Origin of the sequence: Mesorhizobium metallidurans STM 2683 (genome assembly GCF_000350085.1) — a bacterium.
Taxonomy (GTDB): domain Bacteria; phylum Pseudomonadota; class Alphaproteobacteria; order Rhizobiales; family Rhizobiaceae; genus Mesorhizobium; species Mesorhizobium metallidurans.
Window position 1 is genome coordinate 57,971 of the sequence record NZ_CAUM01000096.1, and the last position, 20,628, is coordinate 78,598.

Sequence of the window (20,628 nt, forward strand, 5' to 3'; positions counted from 1 at the left end):
TCCGGCGATTGGGGGTGAAGTATGCCGCTCTTGCCACGCCGGCAGCCTGTCGGTCTACCTGCCATGGTCCATGACTTTCTCCCGGCAGCTGGCGAGCCGGCGCCGGAGACGTTGCAGCGCGGTATTGACCTGCAGTGCCGCAAGCGCTTTCGCGAAGCCGAGTTCTGCTACCAGACCGTGCTTCGCCGGCAGCCCAAAAATGCCATGGCGCTCAATCTGATGGGCACGCTGGCGATCGAGGCCCGACAAATTGAGACGGCCATCGACTTTATGAAGCGTGCGGTCAAGCTCGAACCGGGCAACGCCATTTTCCGCAACAATCTCGGCAATGCCTACAACCTGGTCGGCAATGTCGAGCAGGCGCGCAAACATCTGAAAAAAGCGATCGAGCTCGACGACCGGCTTGTGGAGGCCCTGTGCAATCTCGGCAAATCCTACCGGAGCCAACTCGAGGGCGACATCGCCGAGGGTTTCTATCGCCGCGCGCTGGCGGTCGACAGCCAATCGCTGAAGGCGCTTGTCGGTATGGGCGACCTGCTCACCGATATGGGACGGCAAGCCGAGGCGGTCGAATGCTTTGGCCGCGCCATCGCCATCGACAAGGCCAATGTCGAGGCGCTGTCGGGGCTGGCGCTCGCACGTCGGGCCGTCAAGGGCGATCCAGCCCTGGCCTTGGTGCAGGCCCGCCTTGAATTGCCGATGACCACCGATCGCGAGCGGGTTTACCTGCATCACGCCGCCGGAAAAATCCTCAACGACCAGCACGAGTATCGCCTGGCCATCCACCATTTCGTCAGGGCCAAGGCAATCTCCGGCAATGATTTCGACATTGCCCTGCACACGCGGCTCTATGACAGTTTCATCGAGACTTTCGACGCCGCCTTTTTCGAAGCGCGGCCAAAATTCGGCAATCCGTCCGAACGGCCGGTCTTCATCGTCGGCATGCCACGTTCAGGAACGACGCTGACCGAGCAGATATGCGCCAGCCATCACGATATCCATGGCGCTGGCGAATTGCCGATCATCCGTTCATTGGCCGGCGAACTCGGATTCGACCAGCTTGATCCGGCGATTTTCGCCAAGGCCATGGTGTCGCTTGCACCGGCGAGGGCGAGGGAACTTGGCTCGAAATATCTCGACCATCTCAACAAGCGCAACGGCAAGGCGGCGCGTGTCGTCGACAAGATGCCGCATAATTTCGAGCTGCTGGCCTTCATCAGCCTCATTTTGCCGAATGCCCGCATCGTCCATTGCCGGCGTGACCCGATGGACAATTGCACGTCCTGTTTCATGCACAATTTCTCCGATGCCCATGGCTACAATGCCGATCTGACCAAGCTTGGGCAGTACTACTGGCAATATGATCGCCTGATGCGCCATTGGGCCAAGGTGGTCCCTCTGGCCATCCACGACATGCCCTACGAGGAAACCGTGGCCGATTTCGAAACCCGCGCCCGTGGATTGATCGGATTTCTCGGCGTGGAATGGGACGATGCGTGTCTGCGTTTCCACGAAACCGAGCGCACGGTGCGAACGCCAAGCCGCTGGCAGGTGCGCCAGCCGATCTATTCGTCCTCGGTCGAGCGCTGGAAACTGTATGGCGATGCCCTCGATCCATTGAGGGCCGCGCTGGGTTCGCTTGTCCAACCCTGACCCAAACCGGCGTTCGGCCAGAACAACGCCAATATCACCCCATCCGACCGCGCGCTGCCACCGGTAGCGTTTCAAGCACTTTGTCGCCGTCGACCAGATGCACTTCGTTGAACAGATTGGTGACGACGCAGCAATGGTCGGGCACGACCCGCACGCGCTCGCCGATGCGAAGTTTTGTGTCGCCCGAAAGCGTGACATTGCCATGTTCTTCGCTCAGCCCTGTCACCCTCGCGCCGGGAATACCCAGCAACTCGCCTAAATCGGCAAGCCCCAGCGTGTCACTGGATAAGGCCTTGCTGCCGGCGTCGAGGATGGCGCGCGCCGGTGTCGGGTGGCTGACCACGGTCGACAGCACCGTCAGCGCGCAATCGTCGAGGCTGCCGACGCCTTTGGCGACCTGATAGCGGTCGAGATAGATGTAGGTACCGGGCCGGTATTCGGTGACGACGCTGTCCTCGCCCGAGCGCCACATGTCGGGTGTGCCGCCGCTGGAGATGCGCTGGCATTCAAGGCCGGAGGCGGCAAGTGCATCGCGTGCGCCGGCAAGCCAGGCTTCGGCCTCCGCAGCGCGGCCTGCCGCCGGATAGGTCATCAGCCCGCCGAAGACGAGCCCCTTGGCCTTGGTGATCTCTCTGGCCAGCGCCAACGCCTCGCCAGGCGACTGCACCCCGCAGCGGCCCATGCCGGTGTCGCATTCCACCAGCACCTGTAATCGGTGCCCGGGATCGGTGAAGGTGGCGGCAAGCCCGTCGAGTGTCTCCCCGCTGTCCACAGTCACCGACAGCGTGACACGGCCATGCAGCGCCTTGAGACGCTCCAGTTTGGCGCGGCCGAGAATGTTGTAGGGCAGAAAAATGTCGGTCAGCCCGGCATCGGCCATCACCTCGGCCTCGCCGATCTTCTGGCAGGTAATGCCGACCGCGCCTGCCGCCACCTGCTTCTTGGCCCAATAGGGCAGCTTGTGCGTCTTGATGTGCGGCCTGAGCTTCAGTCCGTGGCTGTCGGCATGGGCTTGGGCGCGGACGATGTTGGCTTCGGCGCGGGCGGCGTCGATCAGGATTGCCGGCGTATCGAGGTCGTCTATGCTGCGCATGGATTGTTACCTTGGGGATTTGCCTGAACTTATGGCCCTGATCGGCCCGGATGTCATGAGGCCAGCATGGAGTTTACGTCGACACCGGATCGGTGTTCGGCTATGCGCAGTAGGCGCCGCCTGAAGAAGGGATCACGATCATGAAACGCTCCACCGTCAACGACATCATCCGCGATGCCGACACTTTCATCCGCTCGTTCGGCTACATCATGCCGCCCTTCGCCTATTGGTCGCCGGAAGAGATGAAGGCGCGCCGGCAGGATTCGCCGGCCATCTTCTCCTCCCGGCTCGGCTGGGACATCACCGATTACGGCCAGGGCAAGTTCAGCGATCTCGGCCTCTTCCTGTTCACCGTTCGCAACGGTCGCTACGAGGACATGAAGAAGGGCATGGGTATGCTCTATGCCGAGAAGATCATGATCTCGCGCAAGGATCAGCTGTCGCCGATGCACCGCCACAACATCAAGGCCGAGGACATCATCAACCGCGGTGGCGGCAAACTGGTGCTGGAGCTGTTCATGCACGATCGCGATGGCGGCATCGATCCGAAGGCCGAGGTCTCGGTGCCTGTTGACGGAACCATCCACAGGCTGCCCGCGGGCGGGCTCCTGAAGCTCGACCCGGGCCAGAGCGTCACGCTTCTGCCGGGCGTCTGGCATGCCTTCTGGGCCGAGGGCAAGGATGTGCTGATCGGCGAGGTCTCGACCGTCAATGACGATCTCACCGACAATGTCTTTCGCGAACCGATCGGCCGCTTCGCCGACATCGACGAGGATGTCGCGCCGCTGCACCTGCTTGTGTCCGACTATGAGAAGTGGGTGGGGTAAAGGCACCGCTTGAGAGACTGGCCGATGGCCAGTCTTCCCAGTTCAGTTGCTGATGAAACGTCCAGATACTGATCGTGCTGTCGCTGTGCACTCGTGCTGTGCAGTGAAAATACGATATCCACCGCCGCTGCAGCCTGAATTGCGCGCTCAATTCTGGATTCTTTAGTTCGGCTAATTTTGACCTGCATCGCCTCCGGCCGCTCCAGCCTAACGGTCGTGCTTGTCGGCCCTGCGAGTGCCCAGCAGCAGCTTTCGCTCGATATGCGCTCGCAACTTGCCGTAATAGGCCGTCAGGAACGGGCGGACATCATGGTACCAGCGTCGACGAACTGGCAGAAATCTTTCCCTGAAAGTTCGCGCCGCCTTCACCACATCATGAACGAGGCGACGTCCGCGTCGGAAACCTTGCCGGCGCTGACATCGGCCATCGCCTGATCGACGATGGCAACGCCCTCGGTCACCTCATCTTCGGTCAGCGTCAGCGGCGGCATGAATTCGAGCACATTGGCCTTCAGGCCGACATAGGTGAAGGCCGCGCCCAACTCGTAGCCGCGATAGATGATCTTGGCCGTCGTCGTCGCCGCCACCGGCTCGCGCGTCGAGCGGTCCTTGACCAGGTCGACGCCGATGGCAAGGCCGCGGCCGCGCACGTCGCCAATGATCTCATGTTTTGCACCTAGCGCCCTGAGCCCGTCTGAGAACAGCGCGCCAATGCGCGCCGAGCGTTCGACCAGGCCTTCTTCCTCGATCGCCTTAAGCACCGCATTGCCGGCGGAGGTCGCCACCGGGTTGCCGGCGGTCGTCTGCAGCGCGAAAGCCGGCGCGTGGTCCATGATCTCCTTCGGGCCGACAACGACCGACAGCGGCAGGCCGCCGCCGATGCCCTTGCCGAAGACGAAGAGGTCCGGGGTCAAGCCTTCATGCTGGAAGCAATGCATCATGCCGGTGCGCGCCAGCCCGACCTTGACCTCGTCGACCACGATCCTGATGCCATGCTTGCGGCAACGCTCCTGCAACGCCCTGAGGAAACCCGGCGGCGGTACGATGAGCCCGCCATCCGACATCAGCGGCTCGATGAACACGGCAGCCACCTGATGCGGCGGGCAGGTGGTCTCGAACTGGTAGTCGAGCAGGGCAAGAACGGCCTCGGCGCTGAACTGCGGCCGGTACGGATCGGGGTAGGGCAGCAACAGCACCCCTGGCCTGGGCAACGTGTGGGTCATGGCGGTATGGCCGCTGATGCCCATAGAGCCGGAAAGATTGCCGTGATAGGAGCCGATGAAAGAGATGAAACGCGAGCGGCCGGTGGCGGCCAGCAGCACACGCACGGCGCAGTCATTGGCGTCCGAGCCGGAATGGCCGAACCAGACGCGGCGCTCACCATTGCCGGGCGTGATAGCCAGCAGCCGCTCGGCCAGCGAGACGGCCGGCTCGTTCGGGTAAAGCAAGAGGCTGGCGCCCGCCATGTCGCGGATCGAGGCTTCGACCGCCTCGACGACGGCCGGATGGCCGTAGCCGAGGATGGCCGGACCGGCCGAGCCGGACAAATCGAGCAGCGAGCGTCCGCCTTCCTCGATCAGCCGGTTGCCCTTGCCGCCGATGAGGCTGAGCGGCGAGAAGCGCAGCTTGCCGATTTGAGCGATGGTCGCTGCGTCGCGCTCGCGCAGGCTGAGATTGCTCATGAAGCCTTTCCCCTTTGCTGCGCGGGCAAGGCGGCAGCCAGGCGGTCCACCCATGACTCTATGCCGGAACGGCTCGCCAACAGGTCCTGCCGGATCTCGATGAGCACGGCCGGGATGCCGCGATCGTCGCCATGGATGGGCACGGCGTAGTCGGCGTCGCGGCTGATCACGTAGGGCACGTTTGCCGCGACGTTGAGCGTGCCGTCGCGGCGCAGTCCGGCAAGGATCGTTTCGCCGAAATCGCCGGCGCGGTCGTAAAGCACGCCGGCATGCCAGGGCCGGGCAACCCCGAGGAAGACCGGCGTGAAGGAGTGGATTGTCGCGATCAGTGTCGGCCTGCCGTCCTTCGTGCGACGGTCGAGATGTGCGGCCACCCGATCATGAAACGGGGTGAACATGATTGCAGCGCGCCGTTCGCGCTCGACCTCGTCAAGCCCGACATTACCAGGAATCTCGGTGTCTTCGGACAGCACCGGGATGCTGCCGCTGGTCCCGAGCGGCCGGTTGAGGTCGATCAGCAGCCTCGAATAACCACTGAGGAGGGCCGGCGCGTCCAGCCGCGCCGACAGCAGCCGTGTCACCTCGGCGGCGCCGATATCCCAGGCGATATGGCGCTGCAGATCGCTGGCATCGAGACCGAGCTGGCGATATTCGGCAGGCATGTGGTTCGATGCGTGCTCACACAGGAGCACGATGTCGGAGCCCCCGCCTTCGTTGAGGATCTGGACAGCCGCCGGCCAGTCTCTTTCAGGCTGGATGCTCTTTCCGAGCTGCGCAACCATCAATAGAGCGTCCGGTAGAGATCGCAGACAGCCACGGGATCGAGGCCTGCAAGACGCTCGCTCTCATGCCGCTTGAGGCCGACGAAGGTCTCGACGAAGACAGGCGCGAACCAACCGGTGACGGTGCTGTCGGCGGTGAGCGCATCGAGCGCCGCCGGCAGCGTTTCCGGCAATCGCACGAGGCCGAGCCTGGCGCGCTCCGCCTCGCTCATCAGCGTCGGATCGCCGGTCACCAGCGGTGGTGTCGGCAGCTTGGCCTTCAGCCCCTCCAGTCCCGCGCGCACGATGGCCGCCAGCGACAGATAGGGATTGCCGGTGGCGTCGGCCGCCCGATACTCGATGTTGTACTGTCGCGCCGGATCGCGCCCGCCGATCGTCACTGTCGGGCAGATGCGCAGGGACGCCTCGCGGTCGCGATCGGCCAGCCAGGTGTAGGATGAGCTCCAGCTATGCGGTCTCAGCCGGTAGTAGGACGACACGCTCGACGCCGTCATGGCGGTGATCCCGGGCAGATGCCGCAGCACGCCGGCACAGAAGGCGCCGGCCCGGCTGGACAGGCCGCCCGGGCCTGAGGGATCGTAGGTCGCTGGCTTGCCGGCCTCGTCGACGAAGCTGAAATGAATGTGGACGCCGTTGCCGACCGCATCAGGAGCGGCCTTTGGCGTGAAGCTGGCGCGCCAGCCGGCGGTGCGCGCCACTTCGCGCGTGATCTCGCGGATGGCAACCGCACGGTCGGCGGCGGTCAGCGCATCCGCCGGCTCGTGCGTCACCTCGAACTGCTCATTGCCGAATTCGGCGATCACCACTTCGGGCGCGACGCCCGCTTCCTCCAGCGCCGCCATCAGATTGGGCGCGAACGGGTCGGCGCGGCGCAGCGCGGCGAACGACATCGAGTGGCCCGGCGCGAAGCCGGCGTCGGCAATGTGGAATTCATGCTCGAAGGCGGCGATGACCGAAAGCCCGGTCGCGGCCTTCAGCTCGGCCAGCGCGTCGATCAGCATGGTGCGTGTGCAGCCGACCCACGGGCTGCCGTCGAGCTCGACGATGTTGCCTGCGACCATGTCGAAGGGTGTCGGCGATCCCGTCAGCGTCGTGCGAAAGCGCGCATTGAGATCGGGCACCAGCCGCACGTCGCCGGACGAGCCCCATGGATTGGGATCGACGATGGAGTTGAACGGCGTCAGCGACAGATTGGCCTGCAGCCAGCCGACGCCGGTGGCGGCGATCTTCTGCAGCTTGCTTTCGACCACCGAGCGGCCGCGCGTGATGGCGGAAAGATCGGTGGTGACGACGGCAACGAGCGGTTCGACGGTCGATGTCATGCAGCTTTTCCCAAGGCTTTGAAGCGGGCGACGACCGTGTCGGTGTCGGTGACCCAGCAGTATCCGCCGAACGCCTTGAGTGCGATGTCGTGGCGTTCCTGCGTCGCCGCGGCACAAGCATCCGACACGCAGGTGACGAGGTAGCCGCGGTCGGCGCCGTCGCGCACCGTCATGTCGACGCACTGATCGGTCATGATGCCGACCACGACGAGGTAGCGCACGCCGAGATTCTTCAGGACGTAGTCGACATTGGTCGAATTGAAGATGCCGGACGACGTCTTCGGCAGCATGATCTCGTCGCCGACCGGCGCCAGCGACGGCACCGGCAGGCCTTCCGGCAGGCTGGGCGCGATATGGATCGGCGTCAGCTTGTGGTCGAGCGAGCGGTCGCGGCCGTCTTCCGTCAGGCTCTGGATGATGGTGTGGATGACCTCGACGCCGTTGGCGCGGGCTGCCGCCAAAAGGCGCTCCTGGTTGGGGATCGTCTGCGACGATGTCTGCCTGTAGAAATAATGCTCGGGGCCGCGTTCGGGGTGCCCCGGGTCGGCGCCAGGCTCCAGCCAGACGCGCTGCATATCGACCACAAGCAGCGCGGTTTCGCCGGCGCGGAAGGGCTCGTTTCGTTTGGGCAGCGGCTGGCTCATGCTTTCTGGTCCTGGTTTGCTGATTTGGCCTGGGTTGACTTGGCTTGGGTTGTTTTGGGCCCGGGCGTGCTGCGGGCCCCATTTTCTTCTGCGCTGTCGAGGGTCACGGCATTGGCGTGGCGTATCTCCTCCAGCCGCTCGATGCGTTCGTGCGCGGCCTCGCTCAGCGTCGAGATGATGTGGGCGACCAGCGCCTCCATCTGCGCGATCGCCGGCGCCAATGTGTCATAGGGGGAGGCGACTTCGAGCGGGCTGACGATGGTGACCTCGGCGAGATCGGCGATGGGCGACAGCCATTGGTCGGTGAACAGCACGATATGGACATCGCGCGCCGCTGCCTGCCTGGCGTATTCGATGACGTCGAACTGATAGCGGCGGTAGTCGAAGACGACCAGCACGTCACGGCGGCCGAGATCGGCCAGCGTATCGAAGGCCTGTGCCGAGAGCGTGCCGATGTCGCGCACGCCCGGCCTGAACTGCAGCAGGTAACCGGCAAACATGCTGGCGACATGGCGACTGAAGCGGCCGCCGAGCAGGGCAACTTCGCCCTTCGTCTCCATAAGCAGGCGGGCGGCGCGGTCGTAGCTCTGCAACGGCGTCAGGCTGACCGATTTCGCGAGAGCCTCGCCGACCGAGCCAAGATAGGCGAGGATCGCGCTGTCTTCCGCGCCTGATGGCCGCTTGGCCTCCATCATCAGCAGCGGCGAGTGCAGCCTTGCCTCGACCTCGGCCAGCAGCTTGGCCTGGAAATCCGGGAAGCCTTCATAGCCGAGTTTCACCACCAGCCTGACCACGGTCGGGTCGCTGACGCCGGCGCGCCGCGCCAGCGCCGAGGCGGTGCCGAGGCCGGATGTCGGATAGTCGGTCAGAAGCAGCCGGACGATTTTTTCCTCCGACGGCGTCAGCGCCAGGTCCTGTCGCATCAGAACATCGCGTATCGCCATTGGCCTCCCCGAAATCCGTGTTGGGCTCTCTGCCTCGTTGTGTTGAGTTTATTACAGGGATTTTGATTTCGGTCAACAATGAAGAGAGATTGACATATTCGAACGACTGGTCTTAGCTTGTTCGAAAGTAGCCAAGACTGTGGGGAACAGCCATGCGGAACGGAAGCGACGTCATCGTCGTTGGCGCCGGTATAGTGGGATCGAGCGCCGCCTATCATCTGGCCGCGGCCGGTGTGACGGTGACGCTTGTCGAACAGACCCATCCCGCCGGCGGGCCGTCCGGCAAGTCCTCGGCGCTGCTGCACGCCTTCTACCTGATGCCGGAACTGTCGCAGCTCGCCATCCGTGGCCGCGAGATCCTGGTGTCGCTGCCGGAGATCGCGGGCGAGGGCTCCTTCGTCACCGAAGTCGGCATGATGTGGGTCTGCGGCAAGGACAATGAGGCGAGCTGGAAGGCTGCCGCCGAACGCATTCGCGGCGAGGGGGCACTGATCGAGACGCTGTCGCCGCAAGCCTTCGCCGATGCAGCACCGGGCTTTGCGCTCGACAATGTCTCGCTGGCGCTGTGGGAGCCTGAATATGGCTATGCCGATGCCTTCGGCGCCACCAACGCGATTGCTCGCGCCGCCAGGTCACGCGGCGCGAAGATCATGCAGAACACGCTCGTCGAACGCTTGGTTAAGGAGGGCGACCGCGTCACCGGCGTCGCGCTCGCCGATGGGACCGTGCTGGAAGCCGACGCCGTGGTGCTCGCTGCCGGGCCATGGACGCGCCGCCTGCTGGCGACGGTTGGGCTCGATCTGCCGCTGCATGTCGAGCGCCATCCTATGGCGGTGCTCGACGCCGCCGGCAAGGCGCGAGAGGTCATGCCCTTCGCCTGGTGCGACGACATCTCCTGCAACTATGCGCGGCCCGACAATGACGGCGTCATCCTGGCCGGCACCTGGGCCGGCGGCGGCACCGGCTTGCGCCATGAGCATGCGGGCCGTCCGCGTCTCGTCGACAATCCCGACGACTACATGGAAGGCGCCGAGGAAGCGGAATCGGTCGAGATCCTGGAGAGCTTCGCAGCACGCGTCCCGGCGATGGCCGATCTCGGCATCCGCCCCGGCTATGCCGGGCTCTACGACATGAGCCCCGACGACCTGCCGGTCATCGGCGCCATGCCAGGCGTCGACGGACTGTTCGTTTCGGCCGGTTCCTCCGGCCATGGCTTCAAGACCGGGCCGGCGGTCGGCGAGGCGATTGCAAGACTGGCCACCGAAGGCGCCCAGCCTATCCTGGCGCCGTTCTCGCCCAGCCGCTTCAAGGCTGCGTGATGGCGCAGGTGGCGATGCGTGAAAGCCCCGGCCGGTCGTTCATGCCGGCCGCGTTCCGCAACGCCGGCGCCGATGCGCTCTGCATGGTGGCGGTGCTGCTGCTGGCCGCGCTCATCATCTTCCTGTTCGGCGGCGCCGCCATGCAGCGTGTCGTCACCTATGCCGCGATCATGCTGACGGCGGTGCTCGGCCTGCAGATATTCTCCGGCAACAGCGGCATCGTCTCCTTCGGCCACGCCGCCTTCGCCGGCTTGGGCGCCTATGCCACGGGTATCCTGACCATGCCGGCCGCACTGCAGCGCACGGCGCTGCGCGATCTGCCGCAATTCCTCGCCGGTTATGAACTCTCTTTCTTCGCCGCACTCGCCATGGTGCTGGTCCTTGCGATCGTCATCGGCCTTCTGACCGGCACGCCATTGCTTCGGCTGACCGGGTCGAGTGCGTCGATCGCAACCCTTGCCATGCTGATCATCGTCTACACGCTGCTGGTCGCCGGGCGCGAGATCACCCGCGGCAGCCAGCCTTTCTACGGCGTGCCGCGCGAGGTCGGGTTGTGGACCGCAGTCGGCATCGCTTCGGTGGCACTGGTGGCGGCGAGGCTGTTCCGGGAAACCGCTTTCGGCCTTGCCACGCGCGCCGCCGCCAATGATGAGCGGGGTGCTGCCGCCGTCGGCGTCGACCAGCGCACCGCGCGCCTGGCCGCCTGGGTGGTGGGCACGGTTGCTGCCATGGCAGCAGGCGCCATGATGGCACAGTTCCTTGGCGCCTTCTCACCGCGCGACTTCTATTTCGACTTCGGCTTCACCTTGCTCGCCATGCTGATCGTCGGCGGCATGAACTCCTCGCTCGGCGCCTTCACTGGCGTGGTCGTTACCATTGCCGTGATCGAGATCGTGCGCCGCTTCGAAGGCGGCGGCGAAATGTTCGGCCTCCATCTGCCGGTGCTGTTCGGCCTGACCCAGGGCGTGCTCGCCATCGCCATGATCCTGGTCATCTGGCGGCGGCCGACCGGCCTGTTCGGCGAGCGCGAACTCAATCTCCTGCGCCGCCCCGGCGGTCGGGCGATACCGGCTTCGGCTCAGCCACCGCTGCATGTCGAGCACGACCGCCTTGCTGCCGACCATCTGTCGCGACGCTATGCCGGCGTCGTCGCCGTCGACGACGTGACGCTTGCCTTCGACACCGACAGCATCACCGGCATCATCGGTCCGAACGGCGCCGGCAAGACGACACTGCTCAACATGCTGGCCGGCGATGTCGAACCGAGCGCCGGCACCGTGTCGATCGGCGGCGCGGTGAGAGCGGCGTCCGCCTTCCGCTTCGCCCGCTCGGGCGTTGCCCGCACCTTCCAGAACATCCGCGTTTTCCCCGCTATGACCGTGCTGGAAAACGTTGTTGTCGCTGCCCGCCAGGTCGAGCCGGATCTTGGCCAGGCCGAAGCGGCGGCAATGCGCGAGCTTTCCCGCATGGGGCTGGAGAAGTCAGCCGATCAGCCGGCAGCCAGGCTTGCCTATGGCCAGCGTCGCCGGCTCGAAGTGGCGCGGGCGCTGGCGCTGAAGCCGCGCTTCCTGCTGCTGGACGAGCCAGCCGCCGGCATGAACGCCGTCGAGACCGCCGAGCTGGTGTCGATCCTGTCGGCGGTCCGCACCGAGCGCCGCATCGGCGTCGTGCTGATCGAGCACGACATGCGGCTGGTGATGAATCTCTGCGAACGCATCGTCGTCATCGACCACGGCCGCGTCATTGCCGACGGCACGCCGGCCGAGGTGCAGAACAACCCTGCCGTTATCGCCGCCTATCTCGGCAGCCGCACCGCCCGCGCCAAGACCGCCAGTGAAACCACCGCAAACGAAACCGCATGAGCCACAACAACCAACGATAACAATCCAGCCAACGATAATAAATCCAGAAGGAGAACCGACATGCCAACGCTTTATCGCCTTCACCGCGCCGCCCTCTACGCGGCGGTGTTCGGCATCGCCGCCGTTTCGACCGCCAGCGCCGAGGAGATCATCATCGGCGCCGCTACCGCGCAGACCGGCGGCCTTGCGCCTTACGACCAGCCGGCACTTGCCGGCCTGCGCATGGCGCTCGACGAGCTCAACGCCAAGGGCGGTCTCGCCGGCAAATACACCGTCAAGCTGGTGATCAAGGATACGCGTTCCGACACCGCGCAGACCGCTACCGTCGCCCAGGAGCTTATCGACGCCGGCGCCAAGATCATGATCACGCCTTGCGATGCCGATCCCTCGATCTCGGTCGGCCAGCTCACCCAGCCGCTCGGCATCCCGACGCTGACGCTCTGCGGCTCCGCTCCGGTGCTGACCGCCGCGGTCGGCGACGTCATGTTCGGCACCTATCCGGCCGACAATGTGCAGGCGACCGCTGTCGCCGACTTCGCCATCGCCGAAGGCAAGAAGAAGGTCTTTCTGCTGACCTCGCCGGATTCCACCTACACAGCCAATCTGCCCGAATATTTCGGTAAGGTGTTCGAGAAAAAGAGCGGCGCCATCGCCGGCCGCGGCACCTACACCATGGGCCAGCCGGACTTTTCCGCCGAGATCACCAACATCAAGGGCCTCGCCGACCAGCCCGACCTGATCATGACGGCCGCCTACGAGCCGGACTTCCCGGCCTTCATCCAGCAATTGCGCGGCGCCGGCGTCACCATCCCGGTCTACGGCGCCGATGCCATCGGCACGCCGACCGTCAAGGGGCTAGGCAAACTGGTCGACGGCGTCGTCTATACGGCGGCCGGCTATGCCGAACCGGGCAGCAAGCTGGAAGCCTTCAACGCCGCCTTCACCAAATATGCCGGCCATGCGCCGGAATCGACCTATGAGGTGAACGGCTACGAGATCGGCCTGATCCTCGACCAGGCTGTCAAGACCGCCGGCTCCGACGATCCCAAGGCGATCCGCGACGCCATCGCCGGCCTCAAGGATTTTGACGGCATCACCGGCAAGATCACCTATGCCGGCACCGACCGCATGCCGCTGCGGCCCGTGGCACTGATGCGCTATGAGGGCGGCGAGGGCAAGTATATCCAGACCATGATCCCCGACGCCGCCGACGTGCCGGCGCCGTGACATCATGCTCAGCGTCGAAGCCCTGAAAATACGCTATGGCGAGGTCGAGGCGGTGCGCCGTGTCGATCTTGCCGTCGACAGCGGCGAGATCATCGCGCTGGTCGGCGCCAATGGCGCCGGCAAGAGTTCGACGCTCAGCGCCATCGCCGGACTGGTGCCGGCCGCATCCGGCAAGGTGATCTTCGACGGCGCCGACATCACTGGCCTGGCGCCGGAAGCGATCGCCCGCAAGGGCGTCGCCCTGGTTCCGGAAGGCCGCCGCATCTTTGCCAGCCTGACCGTGGCCGACAATCTGCGGCTCGGCGGCGCCGTGCATCTGACGCCTCCGGAGGCGAGGGCGCGCGAGGAAGAGATGCTGGAGCTGTTCCCGATCCTGCGGCGCTATCACCGCGCCAAGGGCGGCAATCTGTCGGGCGGCGAGCAGCAGATGCTGGCGATCGCGCGCGCCCTGATGAGCAAGCCGCGCATGGTGCTGCTCGACGAACCCTCGCTCGGCCTTGCCCCGCAACTGATCGACACCGTCTTCGACCTGATCGCCGAATTGCGCCGCACCGGCCTGACCATCCTTCTGGTCGAACAGAATGTGGCGCTGGCGCTGGAGATCGCCGACCGCGCCGTGGTCCTCGCCAATGGCGAGGTGGTGCTGTCGGGCACGGCGAAAGAACTCGCTTCTTCGGACCTCGTCCGCCAAGCCTATCTCGGAGCCTGACCATGATCGCGCAGCAGATCATCAATGCGGTGAGCCTTGGCGGCGTCTATGCGCTTCTGGCGCTGGGGCTGGCGATCGTCTTTTCCATCGTCGGCCTGATCAACTTCGCCCATGGCGAGTTGATGACGCTGTCGGGCTATGCGCTGCTTGCTTGTCTGGTGTTCGGCCTGCCGTTCCCGCTGGCCGTGCTCGTCGCCGTTTCCTGCGGCGCGCTCGCAGCAGTCGCCATGGAGCGCGTCGCCTTCCGGCCGATGCGCGGCGCCAGCGTCACCAGCCTGCTGTTGACCAGCTTTGCTGTCTCCAGCCTGCTCAAGGTCGTCTTCCAGAACGGCATCTCGGCCCGGCCGCAGGCGGTCGCCATGCCCGGCTGGATGACCGGCGCCTTCTCCTTCGGCGATTTCACCATCGGCGTCGGGCCGAGCATCTCCATCGTCGTTTCGGCATTGGCGCTGATTGCGTTGGAACTCTTCCTGCGCCGCACCGTCACCGGCACGGCGATGCGCGCCGCCGCCGAGGATTTCAACGTCGTGCGCCTGATGGGTATTCCGGCCAGCCGCATCATCGCCACCGCTTTCCTGCTGTCCGGCCTGCTGGCCGGACTGGCGGCGATGCTGTGGGTGGCGCAGCGCGCCTCCGTCGATCCGCTGATGGGCTTTACTCCGGTGCTGAAGGCCTTCATCGCCGCCGTCGTCGGCGGGCTGGGCAGCCTGCCGGGTGCCGTCGCTGGCGGCTTCCTGCTCGGCATCATCGAGGTGCTGCTGCAGGCGACGCTGCCTGGGGCGGTCGCACCCTATCGCGACGCCATCGTGCTGTCGGGCGTCATTGCCGTGTTGCTGATACGGCCGCAAGGCCTGATCCCGGCGGTTCGCGCGCAGAGAAGCTGATCCGATGTACAGCAAGCCCGAATTCGCGCCGCTGTCGCAGGACGACGTCTTCGGCCTGATCGAGGCCGCGGCTTTCGCCACGGTGGTGACATTGGGACCGCAGGGGCTGGTCGCCTCGCACCTGCCTTTCGTGCTTGACCGGCAGCGCGGAACGAACGGCACGCTGGTGTCGCATCTGGCCAGGCAGAACCCGCACAGCGCGCTGATAGCGGAGGGCAGGGAGACGATCGCCGTCTTCCACGGGCCGCACGGCTACATCTCGCCGTCCTGGTATCCGCGCAATCCGGTGCGCGACAGCGCGCCGACCTGGAATTTCGCCGTCGTCCATTGCCACGGCCGTCCAGTGCCGCTCGACGAGGACGCCACCGCGCGGCATCTGCTGCAACTGGTCGACGTGCTGGAAAAGGATCGCGAGGACCGCTGGCGTATGCGCGAACTCGGTCCCGGCGGCATGGAGCGGCGCATTCCGCACATCCTTGGCTTCGATCTGCCGATCGAGCGGCTCGAGGCCAAGTTCAAGATGGGGCAGGACGAACGACTCTACGACACCAGCGCCGCAATCGGTGCTCTGGAGGCGCGCGATCCGGCGCTTGCCGCTATGATGAAGGCGCGCAACGCGCACCGCAAAGACTGATTGCGGCAGGAAGTGAGACCCATGATCCCCAATCTCAACATCGTTCCCTTCGTCAGCGTCGACCACATGATGAAGCTGGTGCTGAAGATCGGCGTCGAGCGCTTCCTCACCGAGTTGGCCTCCTACATCGAGGATGATTTCCGCCGCTGGCAGGCCTTCGACAAGACGCCGCGTGTCGCCTCGCACAGCGCCGAGGGCGTCATCGAGCTGATGCCAACCAGCGACGGCGAGGTCTATGGCTTCAAATATGTCAACGGCCACCCGAAGAACATGCGCGAGGGCCGCCAGACGGTGACCGCCTTCGGCATGCTCGCGGATGTCCACAATGGCTATCCGGTGCTGCTGTCGGAAATGACCATCCTGACCGCGCTGCGCACGGCGGCGATGTCGGCGCTGGCGGCCAAGCACTTGGCGCCTCCCGGCGCCGATTGCATGGCGCTGATCGGCAACGGTGCCCAGGCCGAGTTCCAGGCGCTGGCCTTCAAGGCGCTGCTCGGCGTGCGCAAACTGCGCTTCTATGACATCGACCGCGCGGCGACGGAAAAGTGCATCCGCAATCTCGCCGGGCTGGGGTTCGACATGGTGGCTTGCGCCACCACGGAGGAGGCCGTCGAGGGTGCCGGGATCATCACCACCGTCACCGCCGACAAGCAATACGCAACGATCCTCACCGACAACATGGTCGGCTCGGGCGTCCACATCAACGCGGTCGGCGGCGACTGTCCCGGCAAGACCGAATTGCACCGCGACATCCTGCTGCGCTCGGATATCTTCGTCGAATACCCCCCACAGACCCGCATCGAGGGCGAGATCCAGCAGCTTGCGCCGGATCATGCGGTGACCGAGCTGTGGCAGGTCATTACCGGTGCCGTGCCGGGCCGGCGCGACCCGGCGCAGATCACGCTGTTCGATTCCGTGGGCTTTGCCATCGAGGATTTCTCGGCGCTGCGCTATATCAGAGACCAGTTGATATCGACCGGCCTCTACCAGGAACTCGACATGCTGGCCGATCCCGACGAACCGCGTGATTTATTCGGCATGCTGCTCAGGGCGGCAACGGCAACGAAGACAGGACATGCCGCGTTGTAACGGCAGCGGGCAGCGTCAGGCGTGACATCAGCAGGTAAATAGCGTATATTGACATAAAGATGTCTTTATGTGACTTAAGCGCGACCGTCGCCTTGAGGATGAAAAATGTCGCAAAACCCTTCATCGCTGGACGATTTGTTCGGCCCCGTTGCGGCAAAGCCCGACGGTTCGGAAGTGCTGGCGGCGCTGACGGCGGCGGCGCGCGAACGCATCCTTATCCTCGACGGCGCCATGGGCACGCAGATCCAGGGCCTGGGCTTCGACGAGAACCACTTCCGTGGCGACAAATTCGCCGATTGCGCCTGCCACCAACAGGGCAACAACGACCTGCTGATCCTGACGCAGCCCAAGGCGATCGAGGAGATCCACTATCAATACGCCATCGCCGGCGCGGATATTCTTGAGACCAACACTTTCTCCTCGACCGCCATCGCCCAGGCCGATTACGGCATGGAGGACGCGGTCTACGCGCTGAACCGCGACGGCGCGCGGCTGGTGCGTCGGGCAGCCGTCAGGGCCGAGCAGGAGGACGGCAAGCGCCGCTTCGTCGCCGGCGCGCTGGGGCCGACCAACCGCACCGCTTCGATGTCGCCGGACGTCAACAATCCAGGCTACCGCGCGGTGACCTTCGATGAATTGCGCCTTGCCTATGGCGAGCAGCTGCGCGGTCTCATCGACGGCGGCGCCGACATCATTCTGATCGAGACCATCTTCGACACGCTGAACGCCAAGGCGGCGATCTTTGCCTGCAACGAGATCTTCATCGAGAAGGACGTGCATCTGCCGGTGATGATCTCCGGCACCATCACCGACCTGTCCGGCCGCACGCTGTCGGGCCAGACGCCGACGGCTTTCTGGCATTCGGTGCGCCATGCCAGCCCGTTCACGATCGGGCTCAATTGCGCACTGGGCGCCAACGCGATGCGCGCGCATCTGGCCGAGATATCGAGTGTCGCCAGCACTTTCGTCTGCGCCTATCCGAATGCCGGCCTGCCCAATGAATTCGGCCAGTATGACGAAAGCCCGGAATTCATGGCCGCGCAGATCGAGGATTTCGCGCGCGAGGGCCTGGTCAATATCGTCGGCGGCTGCTGCGGTTCGACGCCGGACCACATCCGCGCCATCGCGGCGGCGGTGAAGAAATATCCGCCGCGCGCCATTCCCGACATCGAACCCAGGATGCGCCTGTCCGGCCTCGAGCCGTTCACGCTGACCGACGAGATTCCGTTCGTCAATGTCGGCGAGCGCACCAATGTCACAGGGTCGGCGAAATTCAGGAAGCTGATCACGGCGGGCGACTATGTCGCCGCGCTCGATGTCGCGCGCGACCAGGTCGCCAACGGCGCCCAGATCATCGACATCAACATGGACGAAGGCCTCATCGATTCGAAGAAGGCAATGGTCGAGTATCTCAACCTGATCGCCGCCGAGCCCGATATCGCGCGCGTTCCCGTGATGATCGACAGTTCCAAATGGGAGATCATCGAGGCCGGCCTGAAATGCGTGCAGGGCAAGCCGCTGGTCAACTCCATCTCGATGAAGGAGGGCGAGGAAGCGTTCCTGCATCATGCAAGACTCGTGCGGGCCTATGGCGCGGCCGTGGTGGTCATGGCCTTCGACGAGGACGGCCAGGCCGACACCAAAGCGCGCAAAGTCGAAATCTGCACCCGCGCCTACAAGCTTTTGACCGAGCAGGCCGGATTCCCGCCGGAGGATATCGTCTTCGATCCGAATGTCTTTGCCATCGCCACCGGCATCGAGGAGCACAACAATTACGGCGTCGACTTCATCGAAGCCGCGCGGCAAATCACTACGACACTTCCCCATGTCCATATTTCGGGCGGCGTGTCGAACCTCTCGTTCTCGTTTCGCGGCAACGAACCGGTGCGCGAGGCCATGCATGCGGTGTTCCTCTATCACGCCATCCAGGCGGGCATGGACATGGGCATCGTCAATGCCGGGCAGCTTGCCGTCTACGACACCATCGATCCGGAATTGCGCGAAGCCTGCGAGGACGTCGTCAACAACCGCGAGCCGAAAGGCGGCGGCACGGCGACCGAACGCATGCTGGAACTCGCCGAACGCTTCAAGGGCACGGCCGGCAAGGAGGCGCAGGAGCGCGATCTCGCCTGGCGCGACTGGCCGGTAGAGCAGCGCATTTCGCACGCGCTGGTCAACGGCATCACCGAATTCATCGATGCGGACACGGATGAGGCGCGGCGCGCCGCCGAGCGTCCACTGCATGTCATTGAAGGCCCGCTGATGGCGGGAATGAATGTCGTCGGCGACCTGTTCGGCGCGGGAAAAATGTTCCTGCCGCAAGTGGTGAAGTCTGCCCGCGTCATGAAGCAGGCGGTGGCCGGGCTGCTGCCGCATATGGAAGCCGAGAAACTGGCCAACGCCGCCAACGGCGTCGACAATGGCGAGCGCCAGACCGCCGGCAAGATCCTGATGGCGACGGTGAAGGGCGATGTCCACGACATCGGCAAGAACATCGTCGGCGTGGTTCTGGCCTGCAACAATTACGAGATCATCGACCTCGGCGTCATGGTGCCGGCGACCAAGATCCTGCAGACGGCGCGCGAGCAGCAGGTCGACATTATCGGCCTGTCCGGTCTGATCACGCCCTCGCTCGACGAGATGGCGCATATGGCCGCCGAAATGGAGCGCGAAGGTTTCGACATTCCGCTCTTGATCGGCGGCGCGACGACCAGCCGCGTACATACGGCGGTGAAGATCCATCCGCGCTATGCCAAGGGCCAGACGGTCTATGTCGCCGATGCCAGCCGGGCGGTCGGCGTGGTGTCGGCGCTGCTGTCGAACGAGGCCAAGGGCGGCTATGTCGAGAACGTCCGCGCCGAATACAAGAAGGTTGCCGACGCGCATGCGCGCAGCGAAGCCGACAAGCAGCGGCTGCCGCTCGCCAAGGCGCGGGCCAACGCCCACAGGATCGACTGGTTGGGCTATGAGCCGCCAAAACCGTCCTTCCTTGGCCCGAAAGTCTTCGAAAACTGGGATCTGGCCGAGCTCGCGCGCTATATCGACTGGACGCCGTTCTTCCAGACCTGGGAGTTGAAGGGACGTTATCCCAAGATCCTTGATGACGAGGCGCAAGGGCCGGCTGCACGCCAGCTGTTCGAGGATGCGCAGGCGATGCTGAAGGAGGTCATTGCCGAAAAATGGTTTGCGCCCAAGGGCGTCATCGGCTTCTGGCCGGCCAATACCGTCGGCGACGATATCAGGCTGTTCACGGACGATAAGCGCTCGCAGGAACAGGCGACCTTCTTCACGCTGCGCCAGCAACTGGCCAAGCGCGACGGCAAGGCCAATGTCGCGCTGTCGGATTTTATAGCACCTGCCGACAGCGGCAAGGCCGACTATCTCGGCGGCTTCATCGTCACCGCAGGCATCGAGGAAGTGGCGATCGCCGAGCGTTTCGAGCGGGCCAATGACGACTATTCCTCGATCATGGTCAAGGCGCTGGCCGACCGCTTCGCCGAGGCCTTCGCCGAGCGCATGCACGAGAAGGTGCGCAAGGAGTTCTGGGGTTACGCGCCCGACGAGAACCTCGCCCCGGACGACCTGATCGGCGAACCCTATCGCGGCATCCGCCCGGCGCCCGGCTATCCGGCGCAGCCCGACCACACCGAGAAGGCGACGCTGTTTCGCCTGCTCGACGGCGAGCGCAATGCGGGCGTCAGCCTGACCGAAAGTTTTGCGATGTGGCCGGGCTCATCCGTCTCCGGCATCTATTTGTCGCATCCCGAAAGCTATTATTTCGGCGTCGCCAAGGTCGAACGCGACCAGGTCGAGGACTATGCGCGGCGCAAGGGCATGCCGCTTGCCGAGGTCGAGCGCTGGCTCGGGCCCATACTCAACTATGTGCCGGCGCAGGGGCTTGACGCAGCCGCGTGAGGCACAGTCGCAAAGAGCAGTGCTATCCTTTTGAAATGAAAA

General features: G+C 64.7%; 16 protein-coding genes. 10 read left to right on the forward strand and 6 right to left on the reverse strand.

Annotation, left to right across the window (positions count from 1 at the left end; all coding sequences use genetic code 11):
- Positions 1-21 precede the first annotated feature (21 nt).
- On the forward strand, positions 22-1,653 hold the full coding sequence (locus MESS2_RS15300; RefSeq protein ID WP_008875269.1) for a tetratricopeptide repeat-containing sulfotransferase family protein: 1,632 nt from the start codon (positions 22-24) through the stop codon (positions 1,651-1,653).
- A 34-nt stretch (positions 1,654-1,687) separates the two neighbouring features.
- On the opposite strand, the gene MESS2_RS15305 is transcribed toward MESS2_RS15300, so the two are convergent.
- Positions 1,688-2,746 carry a D-TA family PLP-dependent enzyme gene (locus MESS2_RS15305; protein WP_008875270.1) on the reverse strand — a complete coding sequence of 353 codons (1,059 nt, stop codon included), beginning with the start codon at positions 2,744-2,746 and terminating at the stop codon, positions 1,688-1,690.
- A 140-nt stretch (positions 2,747-2,886) separates the two neighbouring features.
- On the opposite strand from MESS2_RS15305, the gene MESS2_RS15310 reads away from it, so the two are divergent.
- Positions 2,887-3,573, forward strand: a complete 687-nt coding sequence (locus MESS2_RS15310) for a D-lyxose/D-mannose family sugar isomerase (protein ID WP_008875271.1) — start codon at positions 2,887-2,889, stop codon at positions 3,571-3,573.
- 365 nt (positions 3,574-3,938) lie between these two features.
- Here MESS2_RS15310 and MESS2_RS15315 read toward each other — a convergent pair whose 3' ends face one another.
- Genes MESS2_RS15315 through MESS2_RS15335 form a run of 5 tightly spaced genes read right to left on the reverse strand, consistent with a single transcriptional unit; the run spans position 3,939 to position 8,947 of the window.
- A complete protein-coding gene (locus MESS2_RS15315; RefSeq protein WP_008875273.1) occupies positions 3,939-5,255 on the reverse strand; it encodes an aspartate aminotransferase family protein in 1,317 nt (438 codons plus the stop codon).
- On the reverse strand, positions 5,252-6,037 hold the full coding sequence (locus tag MESS2_RS15320; RefSeq protein WP_008875274.1) for an N-formylglutamate amidohydrolase: 786 nt from the start codon (positions 6,035-6,037) through the stop codon (positions 5,252-5,254). The genes MESS2_RS15315 and MESS2_RS15320 overlap by 4 nt, the downstream gene beginning before the upstream one ends.
- Complete coding sequence (locus MESS2_RS15325; RefSeq protein ID WP_008875275.1) at positions 6,037-7,359, reverse strand: glutamine synthetase family protein; 1,323 nt, start codon at positions 7,357-7,359, stop codon at positions 6,037-6,039. Before MESS2_RS15325 ends, MESS2_RS15320 begins: the two co-directional genes overlap by 1 nt.
- A complete protein-coding gene (locus MESS2_RS15330) occupies positions 7,356-8,003 on the reverse strand; it encodes a cysteine hydrolase family protein (RefSeq protein WP_008875276.1) in 648 nt (215 codons plus the stop codon). Before MESS2_RS15330 ends, MESS2_RS15325 begins: the two co-directional genes overlap by 4 nt.
- Positions 8,000-8,947: a MurR/RpiR family transcriptional regulator gene (locus tag MESS2_RS15335; protein ID WP_008875277.1), complete on the reverse strand. Its 948-nt coding sequence runs from the start codon at positions 8,945-8,947 to the stop codon at positions 8,000-8,002. Before MESS2_RS15335 ends, MESS2_RS15330 begins: the two co-directional genes overlap by 4 nt.
- Before the next feature lie 152 nt (positions 8,948-9,099).
- Between MESS2_RS15335 and MESS2_RS15340 the strand changes: the two genes are divergently transcribed.
- From MESS2_RS15340 to metH, 8 genes are all read left to right on the forward strand, one after another.
- Complete coding sequence (locus tag MESS2_RS15340) at positions 9,100-10,266, forward strand: NAD(P)/FAD-dependent oxidoreductase (protein WP_008875278.1); 1,167 nt, start codon at positions 9,100-9,102, stop codon at positions 10,264-10,266.
- Positions 10,267-10,280: 14 nt separating this feature from the next.
- Entirely contained in the window at positions 10,281-12,128 is a 1,848-nt protein-coding gene (locus MESS2_RS15345; protein WP_244440003.1) for a branched-chain amino acid ABC transporter ATP-binding protein/permease, read from the forward strand.
- A gap of 60 nt (positions 12,129-12,188) precedes the next feature.
- Positions 12,189-13,355 carry an ABC transporter substrate-binding protein gene (locus MESS2_RS15350; protein ID WP_008875280.1) on the forward strand — a complete coding sequence of 389 codons (1,167 nt, stop codon included), beginning with the start codon at positions 12,189-12,191 and terminating at the stop codon, positions 13,353-13,355.
- Between the two features lie 4 nt (positions 13,356-13,359).
- Positions 13,360-14,064: an ABC transporter ATP-binding protein gene (locus tag MESS2_RS15355; RefSeq protein ID WP_008875281.1), complete on the forward strand. Its 705-nt coding sequence runs from the start codon at positions 13,360-13,362 to the stop codon at positions 14,062-14,064.
- Between the two features lie 2 nt (positions 14,065-14,066).
- Positions 14,067-14,948, forward strand: a complete 882-nt coding sequence (locus MESS2_RS15360; RefSeq protein WP_008875282.1) for a branched-chain amino acid ABC transporter permease — start codon at positions 14,067-14,069, stop codon at positions 14,946-14,948.
- A gap of 4 nt (positions 14,949-14,952) precedes the next feature.
- Entirely contained in the window at positions 14,953-15,582 is a 630-nt protein-coding gene (locus MESS2_RS15365; RefSeq protein ID WP_008875283.1) for an FMN-binding negative transcriptional regulator, read from the forward strand.
- 21 nt (positions 15,583-15,603) lie between these two features.
- Positions 15,604-16,671, forward strand: a complete 1,068-nt coding sequence (locus tag MESS2_RS15370; protein ID WP_008875284.1) for an ornithine cyclodeaminase — start codon at positions 15,604-15,606, stop codon at positions 16,669-16,671.
- Positions 16,672-16,776: 105 nt separating this feature from the next.
- Positions 16,777-20,586 (forward strand): methionine synthase, encoded by a 3,810-nt coding sequence (gene metH / locus MESS2_RS15375; protein WP_008875285.1) that lies wholly within the window; start codon positions 16,777-16,779, stop codon positions 20,584-20,586.
- The last annotated feature ends 42 nt before the right edge of the window (positions 20,587-20,628 follow it).